The sequence below is a fragment of the Tenacibaculum sp. A30 genome (genome assembly GCF_051200845.1).
GTDB lineage: Bacteria > Bacteroidota > Bacteroidia > Flavobacteriales > Flavobacteriaceae > Polaribacter.
In genome coordinates this window covers 1,653,624-1,669,075 of the sequence record NZ_CP195160.1, presented here as the reverse complement: position 1 = coordinate 1,669,075, position 15,452 = coordinate 1,653,624, and the positions used below count along the sequence as shown (strand labels likewise).

General features: G+C 32.9%; 10 protein-coding genes. 6 read left to right on the top strand and 4 right to left on the bottom strand.

Annotation, left to right across the window (positions count from 1 at the left end; all coding sequences use genetic code 11):
• The first annotated feature begins 12 nt into the window (after window positions 1-12).
• From sprA to ACR9ES_RS07980, 6 genes are all read left to right on the top strand, one after another.
• The gene (gene sprA, locus ACR9ES_RS08005) at window positions 13-7,134 is read left to right on the top strand and encodes a cell surface protein SprA (RefSeq protein WP_435253825.1); all 7,122 of its coding nucleotides are present in this window, start codon (window positions 13-15) and stop codon (window positions 7,132-7,134) included.
• Window positions 7,135-7,161: 27 nt separating this feature from the next.
• Entirely contained in the window at window positions 7,162-7,542 is a 381-nt protein-coding gene (gene gcvH, locus ACR9ES_RS08000; RefSeq protein ID WP_435253824.1) for a glycine cleavage system protein GcvH, read from the top strand.
• Window positions 7,508-7,885 (top strand): VanZ family protein, encoded by a 378-nt coding sequence (locus ACR9ES_RS07995; RefSeq protein WP_435253823.1) that lies wholly within the window; start codon window positions 7,508-7,510, stop codon window positions 7,883-7,885. The genes gcvH and ACR9ES_RS07995 overlap by 35 nt, the downstream gene beginning before the upstream one ends.
• A gap of 63 nt (window positions 7,886-7,948) precedes the next feature.
• The gene (locus tag ACR9ES_RS07990; RefSeq protein WP_299002499.1) at window positions 7,949-8,671 is read left to right on the top strand and encodes an energy transducer TonB; all 723 of its coding nucleotides are present in this window, start codon (window positions 7,949-7,951) and stop codon (window positions 8,669-8,671) included.
• A gap of 106 nt (window positions 8,672-8,777) precedes the next feature.
• Complete coding sequence (locus ACR9ES_RS07985; protein WP_435253822.1) at window positions 8,778-9,521, top strand: energy transducer TonB; 744 nt, start codon at window positions 8,778-8,780, stop codon at window positions 9,519-9,521.
• 48 nt (window positions 9,522-9,569) lie between these two features.
• Complete coding sequence (locus ACR9ES_RS07980) at window positions 9,570-10,151, top strand: acyltransferase (protein WP_435253821.1); 582 nt, start codon at window positions 9,570-9,572, stop codon at window positions 10,149-10,151.
• A 133-nt stretch (window positions 10,152-10,284) separates the two neighbouring features.
• Here the strand turns inward: ACR9ES_RS07980 and ACR9ES_RS07975 are convergent, their stop codons facing one another.
• Genes ACR9ES_RS07975 through ACR9ES_RS07960 form a run of 4 tightly spaced genes read right to left on the bottom strand, consistent with a single transcriptional unit; the run spans window position 10,285 to window position 15,448 of the window.
• The gene (locus tag ACR9ES_RS07975; RefSeq protein ID WP_435253820.1) at window positions 10,285-11,634 is read right to left on the bottom strand and encodes a mannosyltransferase; all 1,350 of its coding nucleotides are present in this window, start codon (window positions 11,632-11,634) and stop codon (window positions 10,285-10,287) included.
• Window positions 11,635-13,125, bottom strand: a complete 1,491-nt coding sequence (locus tag ACR9ES_RS07970) for a glycosyltransferase (protein ID WP_435253819.1) — start codon at window positions 13,123-13,125, stop codon at window positions 11,635-11,637.
• Entirely contained in the window at window positions 13,125-13,817 is a 693-nt protein-coding gene (locus tag ACR9ES_RS07965; RefSeq protein WP_435253818.1) for a glycosyltransferase family 2 protein, read from the bottom strand. Before ACR9ES_RS07965 ends, ACR9ES_RS07970 begins: the two co-directional genes overlap by 1 nt.
• 50 nt (window positions 13,818-13,867) lie before the next feature.
• The gene (locus tag ACR9ES_RS07960) at window positions 13,868-15,448 is read right to left on the bottom strand and encodes a 4Fe-4S binding protein (protein WP_435253817.1); all 1,581 of its coding nucleotides are present in this window, start codon (window positions 15,446-15,448) and stop codon (window positions 13,868-13,870) included.
• Window positions 15,449-15,452: the final 4 nt, after the last annotated feature.

Here is a 15,452-nt window from a genome sequence, read left to right as displayed (position 1 = left end):
GAAAAATCAGTTATGAACAGACTAGTAACAATGCTTGCTTTTTTAGTAAGTGTTGTTTCGTTTTCGCAAAATACGCAAAACGATAGTACAAAAACTGTTAAGAAAGATACTGTTGTTCCTCTCAAATATAATTTTAAAAATAACCAAAACGGCGCTCTTTTTTTAAGTAACCCTAGTCAAAAAGTAGTTACTTATGATAAGGTGTTGAATAAGTTTATGATTGTTGAAAAAGTAGGAGATTACTACGTAGGAACTCCTATTTTTATGACACCAAAAGAGTATGACGAGTATCGTTTAAAAAACGATTTAAAAGATTACTTCAAAGAAAAGGTAGACGCTACCAATCCGAAGAAAAAAGGAAGTGATGCTGCTCGTAAAAACTTACTTCCAAAATATTATGTAAACTCTAAATTTTTTGAATCTGTTTTTGGTGGAAATACAGTTGAGGTAAATCCAACAGGACAAATTAATATCAAATTAGGAGGAGTTTATCAAAATAACGAGAATCCTCAAATTTCTGTAGAAAACCAAAGTAGTTTTACGTTTGATTTTGATCAACAAATTAGTGCGAGTATACAAGCCAAAGTAGGGAAGCGATTAAAAGTAACCGCAAATTACGATACACAGTCTACTTTCGATTTTCAAAATGTTATAAAACTAGAGTACACACCAACCGAAGACGATATTATAAGAAATATTGAAGCGGGTAATATTAGTATGCCGATTAAAAACTCATTAATTAATGGAGCGCAATCGTTATTTGGAGTAAAAACACAATTGCAATTTGGTAAGACGTATGTTACAGCTGCTTTTTCACAACAAAATTCACAGTCTAAAACGGTAATAGCCGAAGGTGGCGCAACGATCGAACCTTTTGAGTTACGAGCCTCTGATTATGATAATGATCGTCACTTCTTCTTATCGCAATATTTTAGAGAAAATTACTCAAAAGCATTAGAAAGATACCCGCTAATTAATAGCCCGATAAACATTACTCGTATAGAAGTTTGGGTAACGAATAGAAACCAAAATGTAAGCGATTATCGTAGCATTGTTGCTTTTGCCGATTTAGGAGAGTCAGATGATGACAACGAGGTGAATCCGTCTGAAATTATTACCACACCAGGAGCAATATCTGCTAATTCTGCGATTTTACCATATAACGGAGTAAACAATTTAAGTTCTTTATTAACTGCTACTAGTGGAGGAATTAGAGATGTTGCAACGGTAGATAATGCCATAAACGGTATTGGTGTTCCGGCCCGACAAGGTTTTAACTATACATATTTACAAAATGCTCGTAGGTTGCAACCTAATGAGTTTAAGTTACATCCGCAGTTAGGGTTTATTTCGTTAAACCGACGATTAAACGACGGAGAAGTTTTAGCAGTAGCTTTTGAGTATACTGTTGTTGGTGCATCTAATAACGAAACAGTTTTTAGAGTAGGTGAATTTTCAAACGACGGAATTGTAGCGCCATCAAACATTGCCGTAAAATTATTACGTAGTGAAATTTTAAATACAGTACGTCCAGGAACATCAACACCAACGAATCCTGGTGAGCCTTTCCCTACATGGCGTTTAATGATGAAAAACGTGTACGCTTTAGGAGCATTTCCATTACAACGTGATGGTTTTCGTTTTGAGTTATTGTATCGCGATGACGAAACAGGAACACTACAAAACACCTTACAAAACGCGACAACTACGGCGTTAAAGAATGAGCCTTTATTAAGGTTACTGAATTTAGATAAGCTAGACCAAAGTGAGTATGCAGTTACGAATGGAGATGGTTTTTTTGATTATGTAGAAGGAATTACGGTAAATTCTGAAAGAGGATACATTTTGTTTCCCGAACCAGAACCCTTTGGAGAAGATTTATTATTAAAGTTAACGAATCCGTTAGATCAAGAAAAATATGGTTTTGAGGAATTGTATTTAACTACTAAGATTCAAGCAAAAAACGAATATCAAAATCTAGATAAATTCTTTTTAAAAGGATATTTTAAATCGGAAACTAGTAGAGGAATTTCTTTAGGAGCATTCAATGTTCCAAGAGGTTCAGTACGTGTTACTGCAGGAGGAAGACAACTAGTTGAAGGAGTTGATTACGTGGTAGATTACCAGTTAGGTCGTGTACAAATTTTAGATCCAGGTTTAGAAGCATCAGGAATTCCAATTAATGCTTCCGTAGAAAACAACACCTTTTTTAATCAACAAAGAAAAACGTTTATTGGAGTAGATATAGAGCATCGTTTTTCAGACGATTTTATTTTAGGAGGAACCTTCTTAAATGTTAGCGAAAAACCTATCACACCTAAAGTAAATTTTGGTGGAGAGCCTATTGATAATATCATGTTAGGGTTAAATTTAGATTACTCTTCTGAAGTACCTTATTTAACTAAATTAGCAAACAAACTGCCATTCGTAGAAACCGAAGTACCTTCAAATGTTTCGGTAAGAGCAGATATGGCTTATTTATTACCAGGTGCTCCAAGTGGAATTAATGTAGACGGTACAGCAACTTCATATTTAGATGATTTTGAAGCTTCTCAAATTCCAATCAACTTAAGTTCGCCACAACAATGGTTTTTAGCAAGTACACCAGAATCGCAAGGATTTGATGGTGGTGCTTTTGGCTTAGAATACAATTATAAAAGAGGAAAATTAGCATGGTATAATGTTGATCAGTTATTCTACGGAAGCGGAAACAGACCAAGTAATATTGATGAAAATGAGTTGTCGAGAGATGAAGTTCGTCAAATACGTTACAATGAGTTATTTCCTGAAACAGATTTAGATATTACGCAGCAAAATTTAGTTCGTACATTAGATTTAGCCTACTATCCTGCAGAAAGGGGGCCGTATAACTATAATGAAAATGCTAACACTGTGTTGCCAGAAGAGCGCTGGGGAGGTATTATGCGAGCATTAACCACCAATAATTTTGAGCAAGCAAACGTAGAGTACATTCAGTTTTGGTTAATGGATCCGTATGATAATTATTCAATTACTGCGGAAGAAGGATTGCCAGCAGGAGTTAATCCAGATGACCCAACTAACCGAGTAGGAAAGCTGTTTATTAACTTAGGAAATGTTTCTGAAGATATTTTAAAAGACGGAAGAAAACAGTACGAAAATGGACTTCCTGAAGATGGACAAAAAGTAGATGGAGGAAATGTTGAAACATCTATTTGGGGAACCACACCTATCAATCCATCAATCATATATGCTTTTGATTCTAGTAACGATGCAAGAACAAACCAAGATGTTGGTTTAGATGGATTGAGCGATGAAGAAGAAAGAGCAAAGTTTCCTGCTTTTGCAGGATTAGATGATCCGGCAGGAGATAATTTCCAATTTTTTAGAGGAGGAGCAATTGAAAGTACTGATCCTTCGGTTTTATCACGTTATAAAAACTATAACGGTACAGAGGGGAATTCGCCAACGGCAAGTCAATCAGGAGAATCGTATCCAACATCATCAACCACTTATCCAGATACAGAAGACATCAATAAGGATCAAACGATGAATCCTGTAAATAGTTATTTTGAGTACGAAGTTTCATTAAATAAAACAGATTTACCTCAAGACAATAATGATTTAGCAGGAAGAACAAATAAAAATCACATTATAGATGTTAAGAATGAAAGAGTAACATTACTTAATGGAGCAGAGAGAGATGTTAAATGGTATCAATTTAGAATTCCGGTAAGAAATGTAGAAGACTTTCAACGTATTAATGGTATTTCCGATTTTAACAGTATCCGTTTTATACGAATGTTTCTTGCAGGATTTAAAATGCCAGTAGTTTTACGTTTCGGAGAGTTCGAATTGGTTAGAGGAGATTGGCGTAGATATACCAAAACTTTACCAGAGTCAGGTACACCAGTTCCTTTACAAACAGTAGATTTAAATAAGTTTGAAGTAGGAGTTGTAAGTATTGAACAAAACCCAGAACGTTACGCGTTGCCTCCAGGAATTGAACGAGAAGAATTACAAGGAACGAATAGAATTCAACGTCAGAATGAGCAATCTGTAACCTTAAGAGTTACCGATTTAGAAGCTGATCAGGCGCGAACGATTTATAAAAATATTAGCATTGATATGCGTAGGTATAAAAACTTACGTATGTTTTTACATGCCGAAAGTCCGAATACCCCAGAAGGAGCAGGTGATGACGATATGGTTGCAATTATCCGTTTAGGAACCGACTTAAACGATAATTACTATCAAATTGAAAAGCCATTAAAAATATCAGCATCAAATGCTTCTATCGATACAGATATTTGGCCAACTGAAAACAACTTAGATATTTTACTTGAAGAATTAGCAAACCTTAAAATCCAACGACCAACAGGAGATCCTATTTCTAACATTTTTGCTGGTGTAAGCTCTAAAGGATTGGATATTTCGGTTAAAGGAAATCCGACATTGGCGCAAATAAGAACCATAATGTTGGGAGTTAAAAACAAGACAGCTTCTCCAAAATCAGTAGAAGTTTGGTTTAACGAATTGCGTGCCGTAGGTTTTGATAATAAAGGAGGTTGGGCAGCTGTAGTAAATGCCGATGCAAACATGGCTGATGTGTTAGATGTTTCTTTAGCAGGAAGAATGTCTACCGTTGGTTTTGGTAATGTTGAAGATAGAGTTCAGCAACGAAGTATTGAAGAGGTTAAACAATATAGTGTAGCAACCAATGTTCAGTTAGGTAAAATGATGCCTAAAAAATGGAACATGCAAGTACCTATGAGCTATACGTATGGAGAAGAATTCAGAGATCCGAAATATGATCCGCAGTTTCAAGATGTAGAATTAAAAGATGCGATTGATAAAAACCCGAATAGTAAAAATGCGCAAGATTATACAAGAAGAAAAAGCATTAGTTTTATCAATGTAAAGAAAAACAGAAATCCAGAGAGTAAGAAAAAGCCAAAGTTTTACGATGTAGAAAATTTCTCTGCTTCTTATGCACACAGCGAAGAGTTTCATAAAGATTACAATATTGAAAAGTTCGAGAATAAAAATGTAATGGCAGGAGCTAGTTACAACTTCAATTTTGTGCCTTTTTCTATAGAACCATTTAAAAATTCAGAAGGATTTAAGAGCAGGTATTTACAATTTATAAAAGATTTAAACTTTAATCCAGTACCTAAAACCTTAGCGATAAATTCAAGAATTAATAGAAATTACAATAGCCAACAATCACGAAATTTAATTCAAGATATTGGGTTAACACCGCAACCAGAACTTATACAGCGTAGGTTTTTATTTAACTGGGATTATACAATCGGTTTTGATTTAACAAAATCGTTACAGTTAAATTTCAACGCAACGAACAACTATATATATGATAGTTTTGGACAAGATGAACAACTAGAAGTTTACGATCAGTTTTTTAGTATTGGTAGACCCGATAATTATCATCAAAAACTAAACGCAACCTATAAATTGCCATTAGATAAGTTTCCTTTTTTGACCTTTATTAATGCTGATTATGGTTATACAGCAGACTTTGATTGGAAAGCAGGTTCGCAAAGTTATATTGAAGAAGTTGGAAACATGATTCAAAATGCGAATACTCATAACCTAAATACCAATATAGATTTTGGACGTTTTTATAAAATTATTGGGGTAGATAAGTTGTTGTTAAAAGGAGCAAAAAAACAACCAGCTCAACAAGGAACAGCTACTTTAGGGGGGAATCAAGTAGCACAAAATGTAAAGTTAAAAAGCAAAGCTACTTTCGGACAAAAACTAGGAAAGGGATTGTACGATGTTTTAACATCAGTAAAAAGAGCAAAAATAAGTTATGCTCAAAATAACGGAACACTACTACAAGGGTACAAACCTTCGGTAGGATTCTTAGGAAGAAATAGTTATGATGGAGGTTTAGCACCAACTTTAGGATTTGTTTTTGGTAGTCAAACAGATATTTTAAATAGAGCAATTGAAAACGGATGGTTAATCACCCGAAATGACGGCGAAGAATATTACAGTAAAAACTACGCCAAGACAAGATATAAAAAGCTAGATTATACCGTATCAGTAAAACCGTTTAGAGACTTAACTATCGATTTACAAGGAAACAGAATTCAAACAAGTAATTTAACACAACAGTTAGATGTTGTTTCTAACGGAAGTGGAGGTTTTGAGCAAGATCCTAATATCAAACCTTTTGAAACGGGTAATTACAGTATCAGTCACTTTATGTTAGGAACTGTTTTTACAGATAATGAAACCTTGTATCAAAACTTTTTAGATTACAGACAAGAAATTTCAGGAAGACTAGCCAATGAGCAAGGTATAACTGCTAACGATTCCAATCCGGCTAACAGCGATCCAGGATTTAAAACAAACGGACAACAAGCAATGTTGCCAGCATTTATTGCAGCATATTCGGGTAACAGTCCTAATTCGGTAAGTACAGGAATCTTTAAAAACATTCCAATCCCTAACTGGACTCTGCGTTATAACGGATTTATGAAGTACAAATGGTTTAAGAAAAACTTTAGCTCATTTACCTTATCACACGGATATAATTCTCTTTATACTATAGGTAATTACACCAATAATTTACAGTATGATGCGAATAGTACAACAAATACAAATACTTCTGGTAATTATCAACCAGAACTCTTAATTTCGTCGGCAACTTTAATTGATGAATTTTCTCCATTAATAAAAGTAGATTTCAGAATGAAGAACTCTATTTCGTTTAAAGGAGAAGTAAGAAAAGATAGAACGTTAACTTTAAACTTTAACAATAACACGTTAACAGATATTAAAGGAACAGAATATGTTTTAGGATTTGGATATAAGATTAGAGATGTTAAATTTGTCACCAGATTTACAGGAAAGAAAGAAACCTTAAAAGGAGACATAAATTTAAGAGCAGATGTTTCGTTAAGAGACAACCTAACGTTAATAAGAAGTGTAGATAAAGAGAATAGCCAGATAACAGGAGGAGAAAAGTTATTCGGATTAAAATTTATCGCCGATTATAATTTAACAAGTAATTTAACTGCTTCTTTTTATTATAATCATCAAACGTTTGAGTATGCGGTTTCTACTACTTTTCCAAGACAATCAATTAATGCAGGAATTAATTTAGTATATAACTTAGGAAATTAAAACAAACACAATAAAAAAATAATTACAATGAACATTCCATCAGAATTAAAGTATACCAAAGATCACGAGTGGGTTAAGGTAGAAGACGGTGTAGCAACTATTGGTATTACTGATTTTGCACAAGGTGAATTAGGAGACATCGTATATGTAGATGTTGACACTTTAGATGAAGAATTAGAAGCTGAAGAGGTTTTCGGATCGGTAGAAGCAGTAAAAACAGTTTCAGATTTATTTATGCCTTTATCAGGTGAAGTAGTAGAGTTTAACGAAGCTTTAGAAGACGAACCAGAATTGATAAATTCTGATCCTTACGGAGCAGGATGGATGGTAAAAGTAAAATTATCAGACGATTCACAAGTAGCAGATTTATTAAGTGCTGAACAATATCAAGAGCTTATTAAAGGATAAACTAACAACAATAGCAATACTTATTACTTTAGGTATTGCTATTCTTAGTTTAATAAAGCTAGGAAAATCACCCATACAGATAAACCATTTAGATAAAATTAAGCATGCTTTTGCTTATTTTGTACTAAGCTTCGTATGGTTGATAGCCTTAAGAACAACAAGAATTAGTAAATATTTAATAGTTTTTTGTTGTTTTTTTTACGGCATAATTATTGAGACTCTACAAGTTACAATCACATCACATCGATCAGGAGAGATTTTAGATTTAATCGCAAACACGACGGGTATTTTAATAGCTTTTATTGCATATAATTCTTTTTTTAAGAAAAATGAGGCTATTTAAAGATTATGCTTGTATAAGTTGAAATAAATTAATTAAATTAGCGAACTATTAAAAACATTTAGGATGGAAATCAAGAAAAATCCAAAATCAAACTTAGAAAATTACAGTAAGCTATTTATGCAAATAGGTTTGGTTTTTGCTTTATTTGTAACGTATGTTGCTATCGAAAATAAAACATATGATAAAGAATATGCTGACTTAGGTATGGCAAATATGGCTTCTGAAATTGAAGAAGAAACAATCGAGCTTCAAATTGAGCCACCAAAACCAAAACCAAATACGCCACCACCACCAGCTCCTGAAAAAATTGAAGTAGTAGAAGACGAAAAAGAAGTAGAAGAAACAATTATCGAATCTACAGAAACTGATGAGTCTGAAGAAATCATTGTTGAAGACATCGAAGAGGTAGAAGAGGTAGAAGAAGTAATAGAAGATGTACCTTTTGCTATTATTGAAGAAGTTCCTGTATTTCCTGGATGTACAGGTACAAAACAACAAAAGAAAGACTGTTTAAACAAGAATTTACAAAGACATGTTCAGCGTAACTTTAACGCCGAGTTGGCTAATGAATTAGGTTTATCACCAGGGAAAAAGAGAATCTATGTTCAGTTTAAGATTGACAAAGATGGTTCTATTACTAGCGTAGCAGCAAGAGCTCCACACCCAAGGTTAAAGCAAGAAGCTGAAAGAGTAGCTAGAAAAATTCCTAAAATGCAACCAGGTAAACAAAGAGGTAGACCAGTAAGAGTTGGTTATACATTACCTATTACATTTAACGTAGAGTAGTAAATTATCTTACTTATAAAAACTTAAAAGCAATCCATTTCGGATTGCTTTTTTTATTGGCATGTTTCTTGTTTTTAGATGATTAGTAATTTAAAATAAATGCACTATGAAAACAACAAAACAATATGCTAGAAAGCAATTAGAAAAATTCTCAACAATTTTTACTCAGTTAGGCTTAGTACTCACTTTATTTATAGTTTTTTTAGCTTTAGAACATGAAACAGAAAAGGAAGTAGCGGTTTTAAAACCCTCAAGTAGTGAGTTGTACGAACCCTTTTACAGCTTTAAACAGCCTGTTATTTTAAAAAGAGTTGAACAGGTAACGGAAGAGCCAAAGAAAAAAACGGTAGTTAAAGAAATTCTAAAACCAAAAGTAGTAGACAATGATACTGAAATTACTACGGTAATTGAAATGCCTGTTGATGAACCTATGATAGATGTAACTGCAATTCCGCAGGAAAAAGAAGAAGAAATAATTGATAAAACAGAGGACCCAATTTCAATTAACAACGTACAAAGTACTCCAGTATTTAAAGGTTGTGAAGGACTATCAGAAGTTGAAAATAGAAAGTGTCTTGAACGAAAAATTCAGCAACATGTACAACGTAATTTTAATTCAGTACTTGCGCAAGACGTAGGATTAAGTTCTGGAAAATATAAAATCTTAACACAGTTTATTATTGATAAATCAGGAAATGTTACGGATATTCAAATTAGAGCACCACATACTAAATTAGAAAAGGAAACGGATAGAGTGGTGAATAAAATTCCGCAGTTTCAACCAGGAAAGCAGAACAACAAAGAAGTAAAAGTAAAATATACCTTACCAATTCTTTTTAAAGTTGAATAATAATTAAAAGCTCAACCATTTAGGTTGAGTTTTTTTATTTTTGTTTATATGGATACAAACAAAACGTTTTTTGCACACGAAACAGCTGTTATAGATGACGGATGTACTATTGGAGAAGGAACAAAAATTTGGCATTTTAGTCATATAATGCCTAATTGTACAATAGGGAATAATTGTAATATAGGTCAAAATGTAGTGGTATCACCACAAGTTGTTTTGGGTAGTAATGTAAAAGTTCAAAACAATGTTTCTATTTATACAGGGGTTATTTGCGAAGACGATGTTTTTTTAGGTCCGTCTATGGTGTTTACGAATGTTATTAATCCGCGTAGCGCTATTAAAAGACAAGATCAATACTTAGAGACCATTGTAAAAAAAGGTGCGAGCATAGGTGCCAATGCAACGATTGTTTGCGGTAACAATATAGGAGAATATGCTTTTATTGGTGCTGGAGCCGTAGTTACAAAAGAAGTTGCTCCCTATGCATTAGTTGTAGGGAATCCTTCTAAGCAAATTGGTTGGATAAGTGAATATGGGCATCGCTTAGATTTTGATGAAAAAGGATATGCTGTTTGTCCAGAAAGTGAAGAAAAATATCAACTGAAAGATAATAAAGTTATTAAGTGTTAATCAAAGGTTTATAGAGAGTAAAAAAAAGATTAAAAAAAATAAAAAAATATTTGAGAAAAAGAAAAACTTATTTATCTTTGAATTGTGGTTGAAAAACCACTTTCTTTTTCTTTTTCATAGCAATTTTTCCCACTCAATTTTGAGTGGGTTTTTTTATGCCCAATTCCCAAATCAGGAAAGAGTATAAAACCACATATTCTAAGGTAATTAGCCAAAGATTTTCCTTCCAAGGAATATTAGCGTAAGCCTGATAACTTAAAATAATTACAAAGCTCCAAACTACAGGAAAACGATATTTGGTAAATACTGATAAAATTAGAAGAGAACCAATATACCAAGGGTGCATTGTTGTACTTACAAAATAATAGAACGATAAACTAAACAACATTGCTGTTATCAATTGCATCGTAGATGTATTTCTTCGGAAAAAAGTAAGAGCCAAAAGAAAGCTAACAGTAAGAATAGGGATTATTTTACCTATAATAGCAATCTCATTGTATCCTCTAAACAAATAACCTATTTCTCTTGCAATATAGTAGAAGCTCGCATTAAACTCGAAATTTCGAAACCAAAGTCCTACAGAATTCGAATAATTGGCTATGAATTCAAGAGAGAAAAATGGAAGGAAGGTTATGGCAATTGTTAATAGTACAACTGTGTAAAAACCAATTAATTTTTTGATACCGAAAGTATAAGACGTTTCATTTTTTACAAACCATTGATAAAACAAGGGTAAGAAAATCAAAGGAATTAATTTTACAGAAACCGCAAAAGCTAACAAAATACCTGCCGAAATCCACTTTTGTTGTTGCAGCTTGTATAAACTCCAAACTACAAAAAACAGCATTATAGGCTCAAAATGTAAGTTCCCAGTAAACTCTATAATTACGAAAGGATTTAAAATATATAAAAAGATATTATGAACGGGTAGTTGTAATTTTTCTAAGAGCTTTTTTCCGAAGTATAAAATTCCGATATCAGCCAAAATAATGAGGAGGCGCATCACAATCACACTTCCCAAAATGCTGTGTTTTGAAAACAAAGCTGCTAAAAAAAAACACAACTGATTAATGGGAGGATAATTAGTATAATGACTTCCGTTTAATTGTCCCATTCCCTTATACAATTCTGTTGCTTGTAAAATAGGAGCGTTGTTTTGCTCAATTAAAGTTTGAGGTAAAGATAAATACGGATTAAATCCTTCTAAAATCATACGACCATCCCAAATAAATCGATAAAAATCTTGTGATAAATTAGGTATAACGAATAAGAATATCAACCTAAAAAGAATAGCAATAGCAACCCAATATTTAAAAGAAATCTGTTTGTTTTGTAGCAAAAAATAAAAAGAACCAAATAAGCCAATCCACAAAATTAGTAGTTTGTAAAACTCGGTACGTTCTAAAGAGTAAGCAAAAAAGGTATAAAAGCATACACTAACAAATGTTAGTATAAGTACGTTGTATTTTTTTAGCAAAGACATTTACGCCTTAGAAAACAGAGATTTATAAAATACATAACCAAAACCACCAAACAACATTAAGTGAAAAGGAAACATTCCAAAATCACCACCTTTATTCCCAACAATAAAAGCGCTATACATTCCAAATGCAAAATATAGCGTTAAAGCTCCTTCAATAATTACATGTAACGAAGGTTTTTTACGGATGTATTTGTTGTTTTTCCAACTATCTTTTAACGATTTAATATTGAATTTAGGTGTTCTAACAAATTCACTTTTTTTTCCTAGATGACCTTCTAAAACAGCAATGGTGTTGTGTAGTGAAAAGCCCATGGCAACTGAGAAAAAGGCAAAAAAAGCTCCAATATATTTTATAAAGTTCAACATACCTCCTCCATAAGTTTTCTTGTACATAAACCAATAACAAATAAAGAAAATCAGTGTGCTTATGATGAAGAAACTCATCACTAAAAAGTAAATTTTTAAATGTGCATATTCGTTTTTAATATACAACATAGGTATACTTAAAATAGCTACTAAAAAAATACAAGTAAACATTGAACTATTGAGAAGGTGCAAAGTTCCGTGAATTTTAGTTTTCAAAGGAATATTCTTACTTGTAAGAATCCTTTTTAGCATTTTTTGAAAATTTTCGGCCCCACCTTTATTCCATCTAAATTGTTGTGAGCGAGCAGCACTAATAACCACAGGTAGTTCAGCTGGAGTTACAACATTTTCTAAGTATTTGAATTTCCAGTTTTTTAATTGTGCGCGGTAGCTTAGATCTAAATCTTCTGTTAAGGTATCTCCCTCCCAGTTTCCAGCATCGTAAATACACTCTTTACGCCAAATACCTGCGGTACCATTAAAATTGATGAAATGCCCTTGACTATTTCGCCCCACTTGTTCTAAAGTAAAATGAGCATCTAAAGCAAAAGCTTGAATTTTTGTTAAGGTAGAGTAGTTTCTGTTGATATGTCCCCAACGAGTTTGTACCACACCAATTTTAGGGTCCTTGAAATAAGGAACCGTTTCTAACAACCAGTTTTCTTTAGGTAAAAAATCTGCGTCAAAAATGGCTATGAACTCTCCTTTAGCAGTTTTTAAACCCTCTTTTAAAGCTCCAGCTTTAAATCCTTGACGATTTTCTCGCCTAATATGCTGAATATCTAATCCTGTTTTTTGAAGTTCTGCTATTTGTTTCGCAGTACTTTCAACCGATTCATCTGTAGAGTCATCCAGTACTTGAATTTCTAATTTTTCACGGGGATACTCAAGTTTTGCTATATTATTTAGCAAGCGTTCCATTACATACAACTCATTAAAAACGGGTAATTGTATGGTTACATAAGGAATTTCGTTCGGATTTGAAAAATCAAATTTAGGTGAGTTGTCTTGTTTTTTTCTTGCTTTTAAATAATTTATCAGCAAGTTAAATTGTGCTAAAGCATACAGTAAAATAAGAACTAGTGATATGGTGTATAGCGTAATTATTGTATATTCTAAGACCATTATTTAAAGCTATATTTAAAAATCCAACCTAAAATTTTAACGCCAGCTAATATACTACCTTTTACAGTTCCTGAAACTTTTGAAACGCCTATTCTATTTCGGTATTTCATAGGGACTTCAGTATAACTTAATTTTTGTTTTAAGGCTTTTAGTTGCATTTCAACCGTCCATCCGTAGGTTTTATCCTCCATTTGTAAAGCTAATAGTTTATCATATTTAATAGCTCTAAATGGACCTAAATCGGTGAATTTAGCACCAAAAAAGAGTTTCATTAAAGTTGTAGCTAACCAGTTGCCGAAAATTTGTTGTGGAGTCATAGAGCCATGTTCACGCAAGTGTTTTACTCGGGATCCTATTACAAAATCTATATTGTCTTTAAGTATAGGTTCAACAAGTTCGTTGAGTTGTTCAGGGTAATCAGAATAATCTCCATCTAGGAAAACAATGATATCTGGTTTTTCCTTTTTTAAGGAAACATACTCCATTCCTTTTAAACAAGCATATCCGTACCCTTTTCTATTTTCAGAAAGTACTGTAGCTCCTGCATTTTTTGCATTAACTTCGGTATTGTCAGTTGAATTATTACTAATCACAATGACTTCATCTACTATAGAAGGAATGTCGTTTATAACAAGAGCAATAGAATCTTGTTCATTATAGGCGGGGATGATTACTTTAATTAAAGGTTTCATTTGCTATTTTAAAGCTTGCAAGGTATTGTGTTTTTAGAATTGAATAAAATTTATTTTTTATTCACCAGTTTCATTAAGTCTACATCGTTGCCAAGTAAAATTTCTGTAGGATTGATACGTCCTTTTTCTGGTCCGTTTTCTAATTTTAATACACCTCTAGGACAAACAGCCGAACAAATTCCGCAACCAACACAACTAGCACGTACTATGTTTTCTCCTTTTTGAGCATAAGCACGTACGTCAATACCTTGTTCACAATAGGTAGAACAATTTCCGCAAGAAATACATTGCCCACCATTGGTAGTAATTCTAAATCGAGATTTAAAACGTTGTACAATTCCTAAATAAGCAGCTAACGGACATCCAAAACGACACCAAACACGGTTCCCGAAAATTGGATAAAACCCTGTACCAATAACACCTGCAAAAATGGATCCGATTAAGAAACCATAAATATCTTGAATGGTTTGCGTTTTAATTCCTAATACTTCTTGACTTCCAGAAAAATAAGAATATAATGTGAAGCCAGTCATTATTAAGGCAAATACAAGAACTCCATGGACTATCCAACGTTCAAATTTCCATGCTTTTAATGATTTGTCTGATAGTTGTCGGTAAGGATCTCCTAAAGTTTCTGCTAATCCACCACAACCACAAACCCAAGAACAGTACCAACGTTTTCCGAAGAAATATACCATAACTGGAACAATGACTAAGGTGAGTACGATTCCCCAAACTAAAATGAACAACCCGAAGCCTCCGCTTGCGATTAGTTGATCTAAATTCCAACTAAAAAAGAAATCATAATCTAACGGAAAAGCATTTTTAAAATCATACCAAGGTTTTTCAAAACGAACTAATAGTTCTGGAATTAAAAAAGCAAAAACAATTTGAAAGAATAGAACAGATGTTGTTCTAAGGGTTTGATATTTATTATGACGGTATTTAATGTACATTCTTATTGCCATTACAATCATTACCACGCAATACAGAAACCCGTATAAAAACCATTGAGAAGCTAAATTTCCACTCAAATATTGGCTGATTAGATCAACAATGTATGTCCAGTTTACTATATAATCTGGAAAGAAATAAAGAAGTATGTAAAACGTAACTAAGAACAAAAAAACAAACCAACCAATCCACCCTCTATTAGTGGAAGAACTCAACCAAATGCCGTTGTTTTTAATACCTGGAGGTCCTTGGGTAATTACAGTTGGAATGATAAATAATAAAGAACCAATGATTCCTAAACCGAAGGTTAGTAGCCAAAAAAGACTTTTATTTTCTTTTACAATTCCTGTTCCAGCTTCTTTTGCTATTTCATAAGAAAAACTATGGGGTTTACTCCAAATAACTTTATCCCATTCACTATTTTCTTTGTGAGTAGTATTGGCTGCTTCCAGGGCAGAAGTAATTTTAGAAGAAAATGAAAAAGGATTAGTGAATTCTTTTCGAACAACATTATTCTTTATATCATTAATAAAAAGCTCACTTTTGATGCCTTTATTAGAGATTACTTTTTCAAAAAGTTCTGAACTAAGTTCATATTTCCCAAAGAAAATAAGAGAAACGAAAATACTTAATCCAAATAAAAAGATGCTTAATCCTATGTTTTGTATTACTTTCATTACG

What these genes read in the sequence shown, in the direction of transcription:
- sprA (WP_435253825.1), top strand. Translation starts at nt 13, where the DNA reads ATGAACAGACTAGTAACAATGCTTGCTTTTTTAGTAAGTGTTGTTTCG.
- gcvH (WP_435253824.1), top strand. Translation starts at nt 7,162, where the DNA reads ATGAACATTCCATCAGAATTAAAGTATACCAAAGATCACGAGTGGGTT.
- ACR9ES_RS07990 (WP_299002499.1), top strand. Translation starts at nt 7,949, where the DNA reads ATGGAAATCAAGAAAAATCCAAAATCAAACTTAGAAAATTACAGTAAG.
- ACR9ES_RS07985 (WP_435253822.1), top strand. Translation starts at nt 8,778, where the DNA reads ATGAAAACAACAAAACAATATGCTAGAAAGCAATTAGAAAAATTCTCA.
- ACR9ES_RS07980 (WP_435253821.1), top strand. Translation starts at nt 9,570, where the DNA reads ATGGATACAAACAAAACGTTTTTTGCACACGAAACAGCTGTTATAGAT.
- ACR9ES_RS07975 (WP_435253820.1), bottom strand. Translation starts at nt 11,634, where the DNA reads ATGTCTTTGCTAAAAAAATACAACGTACTTATACTAACATTTGTTAGT.
- ACR9ES_RS07970 (WP_435253819.1), bottom strand. Translation starts at nt 13,125, where the DNA reads ATGGTCTTAGAATATACAATAATTACGCTATACACCATATCACTAGTT.
- ACR9ES_RS07965 (WP_435253818.1), bottom strand. Translation starts at nt 13,817, where the DNA reads ATGAAACCTTTAATTAAAGTAATCATCCCCGCCTATAATGAACAAGAT.
- ACR9ES_RS07960 (WP_435253817.1), bottom strand. Translation starts at nt 15,448, where the DNA reads ATGAAAGTAATACAAAACATAGGATTAAGCATCTTTTTATTTGGATTA.